General features: G+C 40.6%; 11 protein-coding genes. 9 read left to right on the forward strand and 2 right to left on the reverse strand.

What is annotated here, in order from left to right:
• Positions 1–53: 53 nt before the first annotated feature.
• The 3 genes from QJ036_RS12040 to QJ036_RS12050 are packed head-to-tail and all read left to right on the forward strand — an operon-like array spanning position 54 to position 5,101.
• The gene (locus QJ036_RS12040) at positions 54–554 is read left to right on the forward strand and encodes a hypothetical protein (RefSeq protein WP_283231614.1); all 501 of its coding nucleotides are present in this window, start codon (positions 54–56) and stop codon (positions 552–554) included.
• Positions 555–560: 6 nt separating this feature from the next.
• Entirely contained in the window at positions 561–3,590 is a 3,030-nt protein-coding gene (locus QJ036_RS12045) for an ATP-binding protein (protein ID WP_283231615.1), read from the forward strand.
• A gap of 2 nt (positions 3,591–3,592) precedes the next feature.
• The gene (locus tag QJ036_RS12050) at positions 3,593–5,101 is read left to right on the forward strand and encodes a DNA/RNA non-specific endonuclease (protein WP_283231616.1); all 1,509 of its coding nucleotides are present in this window, start codon (positions 3,593–3,595) and stop codon (positions 5,099–5,101) included.
• A 127-nt stretch (positions 5,102–5,228) separates the two neighbouring features.
• Here QJ036_RS12050 and QJ036_RS12055 read toward each other — a convergent pair whose 3' ends face one another.
• Together QJ036_RS12055 and QJ036_RS12060 are read right to left on the reverse strand one after the other, a co-directional pair.
• Positions 5,229–6,830, reverse strand: coding sequence for a relaxase/mobilization nuclease domain-containing protein (locus tag QJ036_RS12055; RefSeq protein ID WP_283231617.1), 1,602 nt, complete (start codon positions 6,828–6,830; stop codon positions 5,229–5,231).
• The gene (locus QJ036_RS12060; protein ID WP_283231618.1) at positions 6,817–7,194 is read right to left on the reverse strand and encodes a plasmid mobilization protein; all 378 of its coding nucleotides are present in this window, start codon (positions 7,192–7,194) and stop codon (positions 6,817–6,819) included. The genes QJ036_RS12055 and QJ036_RS12060 overlap by 14 nt, the downstream gene beginning before the upstream one ends.
• Before the next feature lie 373 nt (positions 7,195–7,567).
• Here QJ036_RS12060 and QJ036_RS12065 point away from each other — a divergent pair, with 373 nt between their 5' ends.
• The 6 genes from QJ036_RS12065 to QJ036_RS12090 are packed head-to-tail and all read left to right on the forward strand — an operon-like array spanning position 7,568 to position 16,606.
• Positions 7,568–7,768 (forward strand): DNA-binding protein, encoded by a 201-nt coding sequence (locus QJ036_RS12065; RefSeq protein ID WP_283231619.1) that lies wholly within the window; start codon positions 7,568–7,570, stop codon positions 7,766–7,768.
• 37 nt (positions 7,769–7,805) lie between these two features.
• Positions 7,806–11,042, forward strand: coding sequence for a helicase-related protein (locus QJ036_RS12070; protein WP_283231620.1), 3,237 nt, complete (start codon positions 7,806–7,808; stop codon positions 11,040–11,042).
• Between the two features lie 21 nt (positions 11,043–11,063).
• Positions 11,064–11,672, forward strand: coding sequence for a DUF4391 domain-containing protein (locus QJ036_RS12075; protein ID WP_283231621.1), 609 nt, complete (start codon positions 11,064–11,066; stop codon positions 11,670–11,672).
• Positions 11,669–13,900 (forward strand): AAA family ATPase, encoded by a 2,232-nt coding sequence (locus QJ036_RS12080; protein ID WP_283231622.1) that lies wholly within the window; start codon positions 11,669–11,671, stop codon positions 13,898–13,900. The genes QJ036_RS12075 and QJ036_RS12080 overlap by 4 nt, the downstream gene beginning before the upstream one ends.
• Positions 13,893–15,893, forward strand: coding sequence for a site-specific DNA-methyltransferase (locus QJ036_RS12085; protein ID WP_283231623.1), 2,001 nt, complete (start codon positions 13,893–13,895; stop codon positions 15,891–15,893). Before QJ036_RS12080 ends, QJ036_RS12085 begins: the two co-directional genes overlap by 8 nt.
• Positions 15,893–16,606: a hypothetical protein gene (locus tag QJ036_RS12090; RefSeq protein WP_283231624.1), complete on the forward strand. Its 714-nt coding sequence runs from the start codon at positions 15,893–15,895 to the stop codon at positions 16,604–16,606. The genes QJ036_RS12085 and QJ036_RS12090 overlap by 1 nt, the downstream gene beginning before the upstream one ends.

The raw sequence follows: 16,606 nt of genomic DNA on the forward strand, positions 1-16,606 counted from the left end.
TTGCACCCTGGAGTGAAAAACTCCAATCTATCAAAAATCGCATGTGAATTATAGTGAATTACTCCAACTCGCAAAGGGCTGGGGTAATTTTATATCTGACCGCATTATTATTTGGCGGTTACGATGGAGCGACTTTAGATATTCCAGAAAAAAATGAGATTACAGGTATTAAAGAGGCCTTGGTGGCATTAAAAGAAGAAACTTACGAGGAGAAAACAGATTTCCTGGATTTCTTCAAATCAAAATCTTCAACAGAACCTAAAGAGCTTGTTCGAGTAGAGATATGCTACTTCGAAAAATGGAGAGAAAAAGCAATTGAACTAATAATTCCTATTGCGGCACAGTACATTTCCGAAAACCAGCAGAATCTGCAGAATTATTATGATGAGTTGGCAAATCAATATCATGAAAAGTTGTCACTGTTACATGATTTCAAAATGGATGAAAAGACATGTATAGCATCTCAATTGTCAGAAGACGAAAGAATGTTGCAAGCTGATAATGATTGGCTGGTTGCATTAAAAGATCAATTGACAAAAATTGAAAGGGGTTAGTTTGGAATGACAACAGATTTGATAAAATCAGGGCAGGATATGATAACACAAACACCTGATATTGCAATAGAGGATAGATTAGAAATCATTGATGAATACGTAAGAAAGAAATATCTTACACGTCTTTCCGATATGCAGATTATGCCGTTAGGAGAAATTACTCCATTAGAGGAAGATCTGATCGATAATGTAAGAATGTACCGGATTACAGAGATGGTATACCAGAAGGATGAATCTGTAATGGATAAATTCACGACAGTGTTTAATACTCTTTCAACATATAATGCGTCCGTTTTTTTTCTGATTGATTCGGATGGAAAACAGGCAAATTATTATCTTGGTGTAAGAAATAATGAGGCCAATGATTCTCCCCAAAAAAGATCAACAGTTACTTTGGGCGATACTCTTAAGCAAACCTTGATTGGTCATTTTCCTGGAGTGAAGATTGAGAATGAAGACCGAAAGAAAATTGCAGAAATTTCAGAGAAAATACAGGCATTGAATAACGTTGCTTCAGTCAGCGTTGTTGGGAGCAGCAGGCGTGACAAGGATCAGCCGCAAGACGAATTTGCACAAGGTATGGAAAAATTATGCCTTGCAATGAGTGGACGTCCTTATACTGCCGTTATTATTGCAGATAATAAGAATGCGTGGGATGTACAGCAAATGAGAAAACAATATCAGGCTTTGTATACGGCTTTATCGCCACTGCAGAAGGTACAGTTCTCAGATTCGACCAGTGAAACAGAATCAAGAAGTCAATCATTTGCTGAGATGGACGGTAAACAGAAAGCTGCGATGATAACTAATGCGGTGATTTCTATTGCAGGAACCGCTGCAGGTGTTGCATTAGGAGCACAGGTAGGGGGAGCACTGGCAGGAACTGCTGCAATGCTCGGAGGTCAGATTGGAGGCCAGGCAGGAGGCCAAATCAGTAGTTTTATCTCATCTCTTGCCCCGGCAAAGCAGATTAGTAAATCAACTACAGCAGGCGTAACAACTACAGAAGAAAATAAGGCCGTAACAGATATGCTCATTATGCTCGATGAAGCATTAAAGAAAATGAATGAGTATGACAGTTATGGCTTATGGAATGTGGCAGGCTATTTTTTATCGGATGATATGTCTGCTTCAGAGATTGCTGCAAGTAATTATCGATCATTGATGAATGGAGATAATTACGGTAGAGAGGTATCAGCAATAAACTCCTGGAGGAGTAAGGATCAGGGATTGATTGAAGAGTATAGGGATTTGACAACTTACTTATCAAGATTTGTCCATCCATTATTCAACTATGGTGGAAATATTGTTGTTACTCCGTCAACAAATATCAGCGGCAAAGAATTAGGATTGCATTTGGGGTTGCCTCGTTCTACTGTTCCAGGGCTTCCGGTAATTGAGCATGCCGAGTTTGGTAAAGAAGTAAATACATATCAGTTATTTGCAAAAGAAACAAGTAATCGACCGGAGGATAGAATTACGTTAGGTCGAGTATTTGATATGGGATTAATCACAGATAAGATTGTAGAGTTAAATAATAAAAGTCTCAATATGCATACTTTTATTACAGGTTCTACCGGTTCTGGAAAAAGTAATACTGTATATCAGATTCTGATGGAATTGAGACAGGATAGAGTTCCGTTTCTCGTAATTGAGCCGGCAAAGGGCGAATACAAAGATGTATTTGGTCATTTGCCCGATGTAAATGTATTCTCAACAAATCCTAGTATAGCACAGTTGATCAATATCAATCCGTTTATGTTCCCTCATTCAATTCATGTATTAGAGCATATTGACGGTCTAGTGGAAATTTTCAGTGTATGTTGGCCTATGTATGATGCAATGCCAGCCTTTTTCAAGGATGCTATTCTTAAGTCCTACGAAGCAGTAGGTTGGGATTTGGGATCATCCAGCTTTGAAGGCGAAAGTGTGGCATATCCTGATTTTGAGGTGCTTGCAGAACAATTAGATAAGCTGATTACAAATTCTGATTATGCTTCAGAAATCAAATCGAACTATAGAGGGGCCTTACTCACAAGAGTGAAATCTTTGGCAGTTGGTTTAAATAAATACATCTTTACAGAAGAACAGACCCCGTATGAGAAACTGTTTGATGAAAACTGTATTTTGGATATCAGCAGAGTAAAATCGTCTGAGACTAAAGCACTGATTATGGGATTAATGGTATATATTCTGAATGAATACCGTGTGGATCAGAAAACTGAGAGCAATAATGGTTTGCGGCATGTTACTGTTTTGGAAGAAGCACATAATCTGTTAAAGAATACATCTGGTAGTGAGTCTGAATTGATTGGTAAATCGGTTGAAATGATCACAAACACGATAGCGGAAATCCGTACATATGGAGAAGGCTTTATTATTGTTGACCAATCCCCTTCTTCTGTAGATATTGCTGCTATCAAGAATACAAACACAAAGATTGTCCTTAGAACTCCGGAAGCTAATGATCGTGAGGCTGTTGGTCGCTCTATGGGACTATCGACCGCGCAGGTAAATGAAATTGCCAAATTACCAAGCGGTGTAGCTGTTGTATATCAGAACAACTGGATCAGTCCGGTTCTTACATTGGTAGACAAGGCAAAGGTAAGGGAAGTGTCGTATCAATACGAAAATCCTATCGTAATAAAGACTGCTAGAGAAGCAAGAACGGAATTACTCTGTATGTTATTACAACCGTGGATCAGCAGAGATCAGTACAAAGGAAAAATCCTGAGGAATGATTTAAAGGCATTAGATCTATCTAAGAAAGTAAAAGATCACATTTCGTCATGTATTGAACAGTATCTGTTTTTCCAGGGAAATATGATTTGGAAAACAGAGGAAATTGCATATCTTCAGGAGCTTGTTATGGCATTACTTGGAATCACTGATGTAGAATTCAAAAATATTGTGGTGGGTGGAAATCCTGATGAACTCAGATCTGCAATCAGTCAGAAAACAACAGGAATGAGCTACCGGGAGATAGAGGAAGTTTGCTGTGTTCTTACTATGGAAACAGGGAAGGAAGGTGAATAAACGTGGATGTATTAGAACAAAATGCGTTTATGTCAGAAGGAATTAATATTAGTGAAAAACTTTCTGGTTTTCGTAAGAATTTTATGAGTGATATAGCACCAGAAAATGGTAGTTATGGTATCACAAGAATAGATAAGGGTAATGGTTTAGAGGCGATACGGGGAAAGAGTGCTTCTGGCCATCCTTTTATAGAATATTATCAAAACGGAAAGCTTACAATGCGAAGGGAAAGTCTTGGGAATCAGCAGCTCATGAAAACAAGCTACGATGATGCAGGTACTGCGTATTTGAAAACAATAACCGAGGCTGGTAAAAACACAAATTATGAGCTGGCATCCAATGCAACCATAACAAAGGGAAATTTTGTTGCTACGACTGATGCATATGGAAGAACGATATCAACAAAAGTTACGGATATCACGCTGAAGGATGGAGGATATCATTCTGTTTCCAAATTGCGAGATCAATTTTATTTAGATGGGGATGAAGTTGGTCATGGCGTACCTGATCAATTTGGAGGCCCTGCCAGTAAAGAAAATACTTTTGCACAGGCAATGGAAGTAAACAGAGGAGTTGGCAGCAAGGTTCGTCAGGTTGAAAACCTCGCAGCGCAGCTAAAACAAGAAGGACATACAGTTGATTATGAAATGCGAGCTAACTACAGCGGAACAAAGAATGCACGACCTACATCATTTGAGCCTCACGTTACTGTTGATGGACAAGAGTATGAGTTGCCGGAGAATTTAAAGAAGATATATAACACATCGGAAGAAACTACTATACAGAAAGCCGCTTTAGAAGCAAAGGAACGATTTGGCACTGCAAACGAGGTTGGTTTGAAATCAGGCGCTATTGCGTCTGGAATCACTTGCGCAATTTCAAGTGTTGACAACATATCTGCTTGTATTAATGGAGAAATATCCGGTGAAGAAGCTGCTGTAGAAATAGTGAAAGATACAGCTATTGCAGGTGGGGCGGCATATGGAACAGCATTTGTCAGTACAGCTGTCGCTGAAACTATGAAAGGTTCTTCTAAGGTATTATTGCAACGTGTCGGTAACAGCTGTTTACCCGCTGCGGCTGTTGTATTTGCAGTTGATTCTGCTGATGCGGTTATTGATTTTGCCACAGGTGAAATTGATGGTGGGGAACTGGCCTATGAGTTAGGAGACAGTGCTTCTTCTGTGGCCGGAGGATTTGCAGGCGGTGCTGCTGGTGCTAAAGTTGGAGCTGCAATCGGAACAGCAATTGCCCCAGGAGTTGGAACTGCAGCGGGTGCAGTTGTTGGTGGTGTGGTAGGTGGTGTGGTCGGAACTGTTGTAGCGTCAGAAGCATATGCCACTGCAGTTGAACTGGGAACTGAAGGCGCTGAATTTTTAGTAGAAAAAGCAGAAGCGCTTGCTAAGGATACAGTTGAACTTGTTAAAGAAAAAATTCCAGAGAAAGTCGATGAAGTTAAATCGGCATTTAATGATTTTGTAAAGAGTTGCAATTTGCCTTTTAGTTTGTAAATGAGCATATGAGGATTTTCTTTAATCCGATGAAGCATAATTATCATCGATTAGAGGCCTTGACTTCAATGCGCCAGAGGCCTCTAACTCTGGAATGGTGCTGGTGTCCCGGGCCGGTCTTTTCTTTTTATGAAAGTGTTTTTGAGATGAGAGGTTCTTCTTTTTGAAGATCCAAGATGCTTCGCACATTGGCTTCGATATTTTCCAGTTCCCGGTCATGAGAACGGGCATCCGAATAATCTTCGTACCGGGCATGTTTCTGGCGATAGAGTACGGATCGTTCTGCTTTGATATCCTTCAACGGCGGGAATTTCTTTTCGCCGGTCAGCTCCCGGAGCTCTTTTCTGGCGGCTTCATAAAGCAGAATTTCTGCAGCATGGGATTCGCGGAATTTCTTGCGATTGGGTGCGTTTAGATATTGCTTATACACATCGCGATTCTTTAAAATCGAAAGCCTGGCCTGATACATTTTATCAACGACATGTAACCTGGCTTCTGTTGCTTTTACTGCGGCAAGTGTTTCTTTTACATGTGCCTTGGACGAGGAGCGAAGTTCCTGTAATTCTTCCATGGTTCCGATATCGTTGGTCTGAAGAAAGGCAAGTGTATCCGCCATTTTTTGAAGGTTGCTGACCTTAACTTTCAGTGCATAGGCCCGGTTTTTCTGAGCTTTGATACAGGTTTCAAGATCTGTAATCAGACGGACAGGTTGCTTTGGTTCTGTTTGAGATGCAAGCGGATTATGGATTGCTGTATTGCCTTTTTCCGCAGTTTCATCAGGAACTTTCCGGATAGATACACGATTGGCTGAGATGAAACTCCGGATGAAATTTTGCTCAAAATCTGTGCCGAGAGAGCGGCCGCGAATGGGCTTTTGTCTGTCGGGCAGCAGGTAGCTGATCATGCCGCGGCTTTCATGCACCTCGATGCTGTACTTTTCAAAAAGCTTCTTCTGAAATTCTTCCATCGATTGAGAATCCATCATGGTTTCTGTGATGACTCTCCGGAGAAATCCTTTTTCTGTCTCGAAGTGTATCGGCGGTTGGATTGGAACGGGTGAGGTTTTGGCTTCGGCGTCCAGCTTTGCCTGACCGCGACGCTGCGCCCAGTATTCTCTGTCAGTGATTCGTATCTTTGCCGGATTCAAAAGATCCACCTGGTAGAAGGATTTCTGCTGACACATGAGCATGGTCTGGGACTTCAGATACTCCAGATATTCCTTTGTGACATGGTGCTTGTGTCCGGCAAGTGCGTCGCCGGGGCGTTCCATAAAATCCCGGCGTTCCACATCATAAGCACGGACGCTGTTGATCACGATATGAACATGGATGTTGCCTGCGGAGTTGTGGCCATCCGGATGGGTACAGACAAGAGCTTCGTGTCCGGGAAAATTCTTTCTGGCAAAATCCATTCCGAGAACCTGCGCTTGTGCCGGAGTGAGCCCGTTGTCATCGCGGTCTCTGGGATCAAAGCTGATGATGTAATGATGTGCTTTGATTTCCTCTCTGGTCTGATTTTTGTGGAAGCGTTTGTTTGTCTCTTCGCATTCGCTTCCGAAAGAGTAAGGATCACAATGAATTCCCTCCAGAATGAATTCCTGGCGTGGAATGTGATTGCCTTTTTCATCTATGATGGGTTTGCCGGTAAATTCATCATACTGGGTTGTCAGGTAATCGGTCGCCGCGTTGTAATTGGAATTTTTGATTGAAATATGCTTAATGACTGCCACGATATTCACCTACCATTTCTCTTACTGCATCACGGATGTTGTAGATCTCAGCGATGCAGTCTTTTATATCCTTCCACATCTGATTTGTCATAGTGCCACCCTGGTTTAAATATCTTGCAATCTGGTTCAGGTTCGCTCCGAAGTGACCGAGATTACGAAAGATCTGCAGTATTTCCGGATCGTTAAATACGATTTCCTGCCTGATCACCGGCTTGCGATTGGTGATCAATTGCCGGATGTATTCTGTCCGGGGAAGGCCTGCAGCTTCGGCATCTGCAGTCAGAACATTGTAGAGTTCTTCCGTAAATCGAATGGTCAGCTGATGATCCTTTGCCGGTGGTAATTGCTTCTTTGGTCTTGCCATATGTTTTTCCTCCCTTTGATAAGCTGAAGGCGTTCAAAGACCGCACCTTTGGTGCTGTTGCCGTGGGTTTGGGGACCGGAATCCCCAACAAGTTGCCGTGATGAAATGGCCATGAAAATGGTTATTGAATCCCAAGGCGAAACTTGCTCTAAGTGAGTTGTAAAAAAGCCTTCTATATATTTGGTGTTTACGGGAAAGGGGAGGTGTGTACATAGATAATTGAAAAAGAAAACGGTATATACAAGAGGTGACAGCATAGCATTGCGAATAAGGTGTCGTTGCTTAGCGACACCAAGGAATTGACTTTAAGCGTGGTTTGGTATATAATTTAACATATCTAATGGTGTGTTTTTATCGGAAAAGGATGACAAATATGGAATATTTATCTCTTAGACAAACAGCAGAAAAATGGGGACTTTCAGTACGTAGAGTGCAGACTCTGTGCATCACAGATAGAATTCCAGGAGCAACAAAAATTGGTTCATACTGGGCTATTCCAGTTGATGCGGATAAGCCTAAAGATGAAAGGATAAAGAGTGGTAAGTATATAAAGAAACAAGGAAAAATGAAATAATACTTTGAGAGCTAGAAGCTTCAAAGGAGATGGGGATATGGAACTAATTAACAATACGACAAAAAGATTAAGAGATGATTTGGCAGAAGAGATAAAACCAGGCAGCAAGTTGTCAATTGCAGCGGCATGCTTTTCTATTTATGCGTTTCAAGAATTAAAGAAGGAACTTCAGAGTATAAGTGAATTGCGTTTTATTTTCACGTCTCCAACCTTTACAACTGAGAAATCAAAAAAGGAAAGTAGAGAATTTTACATTCCACGATTGAACAGAGAGCGCAGTCTTTATGGAACGGAATTTGAGGTAAAGCTTAGAAATGAATTGACTCAGAAGGCGATTGCAAAAGAATGTGCAGAGTGGATTCGCAAGAAAGTCAAATTTAAGTCTAATGTAACAAATGAAAATATGATGGGCTTTATTAATCTGGATGACAAGAATTACATGCCTGTTAGTGGATTTACTACTGTTGACCTGGGATGTGAGCGTGGAAACAACGCATACAATATGGTTCAAAAAACGGAAGCACCCTTTTCCGCTGCGTACATGGAACTGTTTGAAAGCCTTTGGAATGACAATGTGAAATTGCAGGAAGTCACTGATGAAGTCATTGAGAACATTACTGCGGCTTATAACGAGAACTCTCCTGATTTTATTTATTTTGTAACTCTGTACAACATCTTTAATGAGTTCCTGGAAGATGTGTCGGAAGATAATCTTCCTAATGAAGCAACTGGGTTTAAGGAAAGTAAAATCTGGTCAATGCTTTATAATTTCCAGAAAGATGCTGTCCTTGCAATTATCAGTAAGCTAGAAAAATATAACGGTTGTATTCTGGCTGATAGTGTTGGTCTCGGGAAGACATTCACTGCACTGGCTGTAATTAAATACTATGAGAACAGGAATAAGTCTGTTCTTGTTTTATGCCCGAAGAAGCTGACCAACAACTGGAATACATATAAAGATAACTATGTGAATAACCCTATTGCAGTAGACCGACTGCGTTATGATGTTCTTTATCATACAGATTTGAATCGTACTCACGGCAAGTCCAATGGTCTGGATTTGGACAGATTAAATTGGAGCAATTACGACTTGGTTGTAATTGATGAATCCCACAACTTCCGTAATGGCGGAAAGTTGTCGGGTGAGGATAACGAAAAAGAAAATCGTTATCTGAAATTGCTGAATAAAGTTATCCGCAAAGGTGTTAAGACAAAGGTTTTAATGTTGTCTGCAACACCTGTTAATAATCGTTTCAATGACTTAAAGAACCAGCTGGCACTTGCTTATGAAGGCAACACCGATTTGATAGATGATAAGTTGAACACCACTCGTAGCATTGATGACATTTTCAAGAGCGCACAGAGAGCGTTCAATACATGGAGTAAATGGGAACCTGCTGATAGAACTACAGAAAATCTGCTTCGGATGTTGGACTTTGACTTCTTTGAGGTTCTTGATTCCGTAACGATTGCTCGTTCCCGTAAGCATATTCAGAAGTATTACGATACAACGGAAATTGGTACTTTCCCAACCAGGTTAAAGCCGATTTCTTTGAGACCACCGCTTACTAATCTAAAGGAAGCAATTAACTATAACGAAATCTTTGAACAGCTTATGCAGCTGTCTTTGACAATTTATACTCCTACCCATTTTATTCTTCCGAGTAAAATGGAGAAGTACGCTGAATTGTATGAGGACAACAAAGTGAATGTTGGATTTACTCAGGCGAACCGAGAACAAGGTATTCGTCGTTTGACTGCAATCAATCTGATGAAACGAATGGAAAGTTCCGTGTATTCTTTCAATCTGACATTAAAGCGCATACAGGGATTGATTGACTCGACAATTCACAGCATTGATGCTTACGACAAGACATCCTCTGTGAAGCTCGAACTGACTGACATTTCTGATATTGACGAGTTTGATGCAGAAGATCAGAACGGCGAAGAACTATTCACTTTCGGCAAAAAAGTAAAAATCGAAATTGGAGATATGGATTATAAGTCATGGAGAGACAGTCTTGTAAAAGACCGTGATATACTGGAACTTCTCACTTTAATGGTTGGTGACATTACTCCGGAATATGACTGCAAGCTCCAGGAACTGTTCCGAGTTATCAAAGATAAGTTGGAGCATCCGATCAATGAGGGCAACAAGAAAATTATCATCTTCACAGCCTTTGCTGATACGGCTGGTTATCTCTATGACAACGTAAGCAAGTTCGTGAAAGAAAATTTTGAATTGAACACGGCAATGGTTTCCGGTTCCGTTGATGGACGCACGACTGTTCCGAAATTGCATAGCGATTTGAATACGGTGCTGACTTGTTTTTCACCTATTTCCAAGGACAAACATCTACTGATGCCAGGAGATAAAACAGAGATTGATTTACTGATTGCAACGGACTGTATCTCTGAAGGTCAGAACTTGCAGGACTGTGATTATCTGATCAACTACGATATTCATTGGAATCCTGTTCGTATCATTCAGCGTTTTGGTCGTATCGACCGTATTGGTAGTAAGAATGCTTATATTCAGCTTGTAAATTTCTGGCCGGATGTAACACTCGACGAGTATATTGACCTGAAAGCAAAGGTTGAGACTCGTATGAAAATCGTTGATATGACAGCTACCGGTGATGACAACCTTCTGAGCGAAGAAGAAAAGACTGACCTCGAATATCGTAAAGCACAGTTGAAACGCTTGCAGGAAGAAGTCGTTGATATTGAAGATATGTCCACCGGCATTTCCATTATGGACTTGGGATTGAACGAGTTCCGCCTGGATTTGCTTGAGTATATCAAGTATCATCCTGACATCGAAAAAACTCCGTTTGGACTCCATTCTGTAGCGGCAGCTTCGGAAGATATGCCTGCGGGTGTCATCTATGTTTTGAAAAACCGTTCCAATAGCGTGAACATTGATAATCAGAACAGACTGCATCCGTTCTACATGGTTTACATTAGCAAGGATGGCGAAGTGATTTGCGATCATCTTTCCCCGAAGCAGATGCTTGATAAGATGCGTTTCCTCTGTAAAGGAAAGACCGAGCCTATTCCGGAACTGTATCGTCAGTTCAATAAGGAAACTCATGACGGTCGCAATATGTCTGAGTTCTCCAGACTGCTTGGCGATGCGATTTCCTCCATCATTGAGGTCAAAGAAGAAAGTGATATTGATAGCTTCTTAGGCGGCGGTCAGATCAGTTTCCTCACAAATGATATAAAAGGGTTGGACGACTTTGAACTGATTTGTTTCCTGGTTGTCCGATAACATAGAAAGCGAGGTGGGATAATGCTTGGTTTGCCAAAAGCAACAGAACTGAATAAGCAGCTTCCCAAGAATGCGATTTATGCGAAGTTCCAGATGAACACCGCAGAGAAAGCAAAAATAGATGCTGATATTTCGAGGATCACCATTGTCAATGAGGTATCCTCTGCAAAAGTAAATATTGCAGACGGTGAGCAGGTCAAATCTTTCTTCGTCCTTATGGTTGCTTTGAAAAAGAAAGACTTTGATGACAAGACCATTATTACCATTTCAAAACTAATCCCACAGAATATGTTGCTTGTGCTTGAGTGTGGTGGAGAAGCAAAACTCGCCACCTACCACACCAAGCTGATGCAGACGGATTGGAAATGTAAAGAAGATATTTCCATAGAACTGAAAGGATTGAACATGGATGCCGTTTGGGAGAACATCATCGTTCAGATCGGCGGCATTACCATAGAACAGGGCAACACCCTGGATGAACAGATTGCGGTCGACGAACAGAGAATGAAGATTCAAAAGGAAATCGACCGCTTGACTAAAGCTGCGAAGAATGAAAAGCAACCGAAGAAAAAGTTTGAGCTGGCACAAAAAATCAACAGACTCAAGCTGGAAATGGAGAAATCTGAATGATACGAAAAATCAAATTAGACAAGATACCTCCATATATTGGCTGTGCGCAAGTCATTGAACCGAAGAAGGTCAATTTTATATTTGGCCTGAATGGAAGTGGAAAGACAACAATAAGTCGCTTCTTGCGCTGTCACAATAATCCGGAATACCATGACTGTATGTTGGAATGGAGCGGAAATCCATTAAGCTGTTCTGTATATAATCGAGATTTTGTACAGGACAATTTTAGCGAGTCATCAATTCCGGGTATTTTTACATTGGGGGAAGAAAACATTGAAACCCAGCGAAGAATAGATGCGCTCAACGGAGAAATTAGTGCTCTCCAAGAAAGAAAAAAAAGCTTAAAAGAGACCATTGATGGTTCTGACTCAGCATTAGGTCTAAAACAGAAGCTGACCTCACTCGAAAACTCATATAATGACAAGTTTTGGAGTGTTAAACAACGATTGGATCACGATGATAGCCCTCTTAAACTGGCTATATCTGGGGTAAGAGGCAATAAGGAGACTTTTAAGACGACCCTATTGGCGCAGAACACTAAAAATCAAGCGGAACTACAGCCCAAGGATGAACTGGAAACACTGTGTTCTCAACTGTTTGGTACCGTTGTAGAACGTGTCGATTCTATTCCCACAGTTTCCTTTGAACGGCTGCTTGCGCAGGAATCATCAGACATACTTCAGAAGGTTATTGTCGGAAAAGAAGATGTTGATATAGCCGGACTTATAAAAAAATTGGGAAATGATACTTGGTTCAGGCAAGGTGTTTCATATATTGAGCATAGTGAAGGGAAATGCCCGTTCTGCCAAAGAGAACTTGAAGCGAGTTTTTCTGAAAAGGTGGCTGAGTATTTTGATGAAACATACCTGCGAGAAATTCAAGCTATAACTGATTTGCAAAATAGTTATAATCGTGAATCCAATACTGTTATTTCTCAAGTGAGTGCGTTACTTGTCAACCCTACAGAGTTTTTGGGTAAGCCCGATTTAGAAGCAGCGTTACAGCAACTTAGAGCAATCATCGAGACAAATTCTGCACGGATAAAAGCCAAAAAGGAGTCCCCTAATATTGTGATACATCTTGAAACGGTGAATGAGGTCGCTTCGGCAATCGGAGATATTATTTCAAAAGCTAATTGTGCTATTGCAACACACAATACTCGAATTGCGAACATTCGCAATGAAAGAGCAGCACTTACCAACAAGGTATGGAGGTATATCCTAAATGAGCTTGCATCAGATATAGAAGCTTATCTTTCTGAAAAGAACGGGCTTAATACAAGTCTGGTAGCCGCTGATGGTGAAATGGGATGTATTGAAAGAAGCATAACTGAAAAAACGGCAGAGCGTAGGCAGTATGAGCAGCAACTTACGAGTGTCGTTCCTACAGCAAATGGAATCAATGAGTTACTTAGAAACTATGGCTTTACAGGATTTTCGCTAAAAGTTGATGATTCACAGCACAATTACCAGTTCATTCGTGAATCCGGTGAGCCGGCCTTTGAGTCTTTAAGTGAGGGTGAACGAAACTTCGTTACGTTTTTGTATTTCATGTACTCGCTCAAAGGGAACATAGATGCAAGCGGTCACAATGATGATAAGGTTGTGGTGGTAGACGACCCGGTATCGAGTCTGGATAACGATGTATTATTCCTTGTCAGCTCTTTGTTGCGTGATTTATTTGCAGGTATATACGCTGGTTCGGCAGCAATAAAGCAAATATTCATACTCTCACACAATCTCTATTTTTTCAAAGAGGTTTCGTATGATAAGGGCTTGAAAAAGTCCATGACAGGATATTGGATGATTCGAAAGTCAAGCAATGTATCAGAGATTATTGCATACATCACGAATCCTATAAGTTCAACATATGAAATGCTATGGGACGAAATACGAAACGCAAGCATTGCTCCCGAAAATCATAATACTGCGGTTCTGGCAAATACAATGCGCAGGATATTGGAGCATTATTTCAAGCTATTAGGTGGAATGGATCTCAATACATTTCATCTGCAATTTCCAGACGGAGAACGACAAGTGTTCAAATCCTTAATTTCCTGGTCAAATTCAGGTTCGCATTCTGCTTTTGACGATTTTTCAGCAACTCCCAATATGTTTGATGTGGAAAAGCACTTAATGGTATTTAAGGAATTGTTCTCTAAGGCCGGACACACAGCGCATTACAATATGATGATGAGAATCAATACGGAGGAAGAAACAAATGGATAAATTGAAGATGCACACCCCTAACAGGGCTGATGATAATTTCAAGAAACTCGCAGCATTGTTCCCGAATGCTGTTACTGAAACGATCAATGAGAACGGCGAAGTGGTACGTGCGATTGATAAGGATGTTCTGATGCAGGAAATTTCCTGCACAGTAGTTGAGGGCAAAGAGGAACGCTATCAGTTCACTTGGCCTGACAAAAAGAAGTCTATGCTTCTTGCAAATGCACCTATTTCAAAAACGCTGCGTCCTTGTCGTGAGGAAAGTGTTGATTTTGACAGCACCGAAAACCTTTATATTGAAGGCGATAATCTGGAAGTTTTGAAACTCCTACAAGAGACGTATCTTGGCAAAGTGAAAATGATTTACATAGATCCTCCATACAACACCGGTAGCGATTTTGTTTATGAGGATGATTTTGCTCAAAGTGCGAGCGAATATCTTGCAAATAGTGGACAGTTTGATGCAGAAGGAAACAGACTGGTACAGAACACGGATACAAATGGGCGTTTTCATTCGGATTGGCTTAACATGATTTATCCAAGATTGAAACTCGCTAAAGATCTGTTGACCGATGATGGTGTGATATTTATTGCCATTGACGATAATGAAAACATCAATATGGCAAAAGTATGTAGTGATGTGTTTGGAGAATCTAATTTTGTTGGTTGTCTAATTATTCAAACTGCAACAGATAATAATCCGAGACAAATTAACACCGAGCATGAGTATGTTTTGTGTTATGCGAAAAATAGTGTTCTTCTTGAAAGTTGGCAGGCAGAAAGTGAGAAAGCGCAGCTGATTATGGATAAGTACAAAGAGTTGAAAGCAACTTTCGGCTCGAATTTGAGTGTTATCCAGGACGAACTGCGCAAATGGATCAAGAAAAATGCAGATGCACTTAAGGGTGTTACGCATTATGATAACGTCGATGAAAAAGGTGTATTCCATGACGGTGATATTGCGAACACGGTTTTTGGCGGTTACAACTATGAGATTATGCATCCAGTAACAGGTAAGCCTTGCAAAGTTCCTGATAAGGGATTTAGATTTGCAGAAAAGACCATGCGTGAGATGATTGCTGCAGGCGACATCATGTTTGGTGCTGACGAGACAACGCTGATTAAACCGAAAAAGCGTCTGGAAAATGCAAAAGACGTTCTTCGTTCTGTAATTTACGAAGATGGTCGTGCTTCAACCAAACAGTTTGAAAGCCTTATGGCAAGAGATATTTTCCAGAATCCTAAATCTCCAATGATTATTGAAAGGCTCATCAATTTTATTGTAAAGCCTGGAGATATTGTGATGGACTTCTTCTCCGGAAGTGCAACTACCGCAGAAGCAGTTATGCGGTTAAATGCCAAATATCCTGATAAGAAGATTCGTTTCATTATGGTGCAATTACCTGAAGATTTGGACGAGTCTATTTCAAAGGCGGATAGTCGTGCTAAAAAGATACTCCAGAACGCAGTGAAGTTCTTGGATTCTATAAATAAGAAGCATACTATCTGTGAAATTGGTAAAGAGCGCTTACGCCGTGCAGGTGCAAAAATCAAATCCGACAACGGACTTACTGATGATGAATTGGATGTTGGTTTCCGTGTCCTGAAATGTGACACATCCAATATGAAGGATGTTTATTACAGTCCTGCTGAGTACGAAATGGACTTGTTCGACTTTATGACTGATAATATTAAGGAAGATAGAACTTCTGAGGACTTGCTGTTCCAGGTTATGCTTGATCTTGGCGTTGAACTTTCCAGCAAGATTGAGGAAACGGTCATCGCCGGCAAGAAAGTATTTAATGTTGCCGATGGCTTCCTGATTGCCTGCTTTGATGCGGATGTGACTGACGAGACCATCAAGGCTATTGCTCAGAAGCAGCCTTATTATTTCGTGATGCGTGATAGTTCTTTGGCAAATGATAGTGTCGCTACGAACTTTGAGCAAATTTTTGCTACATACAGTCCTGACACAGTAAGGAAGGTGCTGTAATGGGGGTAGATTTATTCGAGAGCAAAGATGCTTGGAAAAAAATAGATACAAAGGCTTTGATGGATATTATTCCAAACTACTTTGAATTTACAGGGGATATTGAAAAGTCAGCATATCTGAATTGGCGCTTTAATTTTATTCGTGATACCGAATGCCAGTTTTATGAGATGGGAAAAGCTTATTTTGAAACAGCAATACATCTTATTGATGAATGCATAAAAGATAACAGCGATAAGAAAGCAGATATCTGGATTTTTCCTATTTTGTTCAATGTCGTACATGGCACGGAGATATATCTTAAAGGCTTTAATTCGCAAATTCGGATATTAGAAAAGATTGAAAAACAAGAATATCAGGAAAGTCGGATTGAGGGAAAGCATAACATTCTGCAACTGTGTCAAACAGCAATAAGTTTAATCCGATTGAGTTCGCACAAAGATTTGCTTCCAGAGTTCGAGTTTGTAAAGAGCTTTATTGATATTCTCTATGCCAACACAAACGATATGACTTTCGCTCGGTATCCTGTGGATAGCGGCAAACAACCGCATTTTTATGTTCAAAAGACAGAAAATATCACAATCGATCTTGATGTTTTGAGAATATGGGTTTGTAAGGTTTTTGAAATTCTCGATGGTTGCACCGGATTTGTCGATTTTCAAATAGACCAGATAAAAGAATGGCTTTATGAAATGCAACAAGAATACGGTGAGTAA

Source organism: Fusibacillus kribbianus, assembly GCF_030053595.1.
GTDB classification, from domain to species: domain Bacteria; phylum Bacillota; class Clostridia; order Lachnospirales; family Lachnospiraceae; genus Lientehia; species Lientehia kribbiana.

Excerpts from the sequence above, each read along its gene's own strand:
- QJ036_RS12045 (WP_283231615.1), top strand. The coding sequence starts at position 561 with ATGACAACAGATTTGATAAAATCAGGGCAGGATATGATAACACAAACA.
- QJ036_RS12060 (WP_283231618.1), bottom strand. The coding sequence starts at position 7,194 with ATGGCAAGACCAAAGAAGCAATTACCACCGGCAAAGGATCATCAGCTG.
- QJ036_RS12065 (WP_283231619.1), top strand. The coding sequence starts at position 7,568 with ATGGAATATTTATCTCTTAGACAAACAGCAGAAAAATGGGGACTTTCA.
- QJ036_RS12070 (WP_283231620.1), top strand. The coding sequence starts at position 7,806 with ATGGAACTAATTAACAATACGACAAAAAGATTAAGAGATGATTTGGCA.
- QJ036_RS12075 (WP_283231621.1), top strand. The coding sequence starts at position 11,064 with ATGCTTGGTTTGCCAAAAGCAACAGAACTGAATAAGCAGCTTCCCAAG.
- QJ036_RS12080 (WP_283231622.1), top strand. The coding sequence starts at position 11,669 with ATGATACGAAAAATCAAATTAGACAAGATACCTCCATATATTGGCTGT.
- QJ036_RS12085 (WP_283231623.1), top strand. The coding sequence starts at position 13,893 with ATGGATAAATTGAAGATGCACACCCCTAACAGGGCTGATGATAATTTC.
- QJ036_RS12090 (WP_283231624.1), top strand. The coding sequence starts at position 15,893 with ATGGGGGTAGATTTATTCGAGAGCAAAGATGCTTGGAAAAAAATAGAT.